Annotated in this window: 1 protein-coding gene; it reads left to right on the top strand. The window is 72.0% G+C overall.

The window, feature by feature from the left end; all coding sequences use genetic code 11:
* Positions 1-589, top strand: a 589-nt coding sequence (locus AC01Y6_RS11075) for a CRISPR-associated endoribonuclease Cas6 (RefSeq protein ID WP_476671583.1), incomplete at both ends; no start/stop codon positions are given.

Here is a 589-nt window from a genome sequence, read left to right as displayed (position 1 = left end):
CGAGGGGCGCCTGCCCGTGACCTACCGGGAAGGCCTCCAGGCGGCCCTTTACCGCGCCCTTCCCAGCCCCCTCGGGGAGGCGCTCCACGACCGCGGCCTGGTCCCGGGAGGGCGCCCCTTGAAGCTCTTCGTCTTCAGCCGCCTCCTGGGCCTGAGGTACCTGCCCGAGGCCAAGGCCTTCGCCGCCGAGGGGGAGCTCACCCTCTACTTCGCCTCCGCCCTGGGGGAGGTGCTTTCCGGCCTGGTGCGGGGGCTTTGGGAGCGGGGGGGGCTTGAGGTCCACGGCCTTTTCCTCCGCCTCGTGGAGTTGGGCCTCGAGCCCCTCCCTACGGGAGGAAAGGTCGTGGTGGAGGCCCTGGCCCCCATCACCGTCTACCGGACGGAGGGCGGGGCCACCCGCTACTTCAACCCCCTGAACCGGGAGTTCGGCCTCCTCTTGCAGGCCAACCTCCAGCGCAAGGCCGAGGCCTTGGGCCTGGAAGCCGGCCCCTTCCGGGTGCGGCCCCTGGGCTTCCGGCCCAAGCACAAGCGCCTGGAGCGGTACAAGGGCACCTGGGTGGAGGGGTGGATGGGGCGCTTCCGCCTCGAG

Source organism: Thermus sp., assembly GCF_056332225.1.
Note: the sequence above shows the minus strand (reverse complement) of the source record. Positions and strands in the feature narration are given on the sequence as shown.